The 1,353-nt window shown below is 58.9% G+C and carries 1 protein-coding gene and 1 pseudogene; both read right to left on the bottom strand.

Annotated features, from left to right (window positions below; all coding sequences use genetic code 11):
• Positions 1-202: 202 nt before the first annotated feature.
• Entirely contained in the window at positions 203-472 is a 270-nt protein-coding gene (locus tag WDW90_RS37145) for a hypothetical protein (protein ID WP_336492729.1), read from the bottom strand.
• Positions 473-1,268: 796 nt separating this feature from the next.
• Positions 1,269-1,353 (bottom strand): annotated as a pseudogene (locus WDW90_RS37140) (IS5-like element ISMex42 family transposase); the annotation flags it as partial.

Genomic DNA, 1,353 nt, shown 5'->3' with positions numbered 1-1,353 from the left:
GCCATACGCCCTGACATCGACATGTGACGGAGCTCCCATTCAGCTCCGTATGTCGCCTTCACACCGCCTGCCGGAAGGTGCCGCCCAGACAGCGCTTACGGCGCGACTGTGAGAAGCACCATCCTAGGGCTGGAAAGGCGCAGCGGGATGAATCGTGCGCTCCCCGCTGCTCCCGGACTCAACGCGTCTGCACTGCGCTGTCTCAGCGACCAGCCTTCTCGGCGTCGCTCTTCACGCTACCTGGGTTGTTCAGGTTACGCTCCGTGCTGCCGGGCGCAGTCGTGGCAGTTCCAGGAGCAGTGCGCGTGGTCGCTGGCACGTCACGGCTCGGCATGCCCTTCTCAGCATTGCTCTTCACGCTTCCAGGGTTGTTGAGGTTCTTCTCCGCTGAGCTGCCGCTCGTGGTCTGAGCAAGAGCGCTGCCCGCCAGAGCCAGGGTGAATGCAGTGGCCACAACCATAGACTTCAGCATTGGGTTTCTCCTCAATACGCATCAGTCCCGCTTAACGCAGAAGACTGAACAAAAGTTCGGCGGAAAAGCCCGCGCCTGTCTTTTAAAGATCCCTCGCTCAAGCTTCCGTGGAGAAGACCAAGGCGAAGCCACCAAACACGAAAGTCGAACAATATCCGAAGGGCTCTGCCACCACTCTTCCAGAACGGTCGCCTTCCTCAGGGGCTACCTGAGTACCACTCCAGGCTCCCCTGCCGTTCTTGAGCCCACCCTCCGGCCCGAAACACCCCTCAAGATGCATGGGTAGGCTTGTGCTGACGGGGGGCACGAGGGTTCACAAAACCCGCGCATCGTGCCGCGCAGTGCGAGCATCGGCTCAAAAACCAGCGACGACCTCAGCCAGAACTTAGGGCTTCAATCCACATGCCCCGATCCACGAAAATCACTTCGAGTTCACATGCTTAGCGTCCCCCGCCGTTGATTCATTACACTACTGAGAGAGAAGCCTGCCCGAGCAGTGCCCTTGAGGCCTGCCAACCGGCTGTTGCTCAGCCTCGTGCCCTCTCGATCCGTGCCACCCATCACGCCCCTCACCAGCGAACAAGGAGCTAACCCAGAGTCTGCCTGTCTGTCTGTTGCGGGGTTTGCCTTCGATTTCGCCAACTCAACTATTCTCTGCAAGGACTACTGAAATGAACAACGATCACGAAGACACCGATGGCGATGTGCTAGCTATCCCTGAAGACCAAAGCAGGAAGGGGGAAGAAAGAGACCGCTTCTTTGAACCGTGGAGAGTACCCATTGGTCCTACGGCCTGTTAGCTCTTGAGCCAGTCCAGAGCGGCTGCGAGCGAGAGAACGCCCATGAAGCTTGAAGCTGTCTTCTCGTAGCGGGTTGCGATG

Source organism: Methylobacterium nigriterrae (genome assembly GCF_037106235.1).
Classification (GTDB): Bacteria; Pseudomonadota; Alphaproteobacteria; order Rhizobiales; family Beijerinckiaceae; genus Methylobacterium; species Methylobacterium nigriterrae.
Note: the sequence above shows the minus strand (reverse complement) of the source record. Positions and strands in the feature narration are given on the sequence as shown.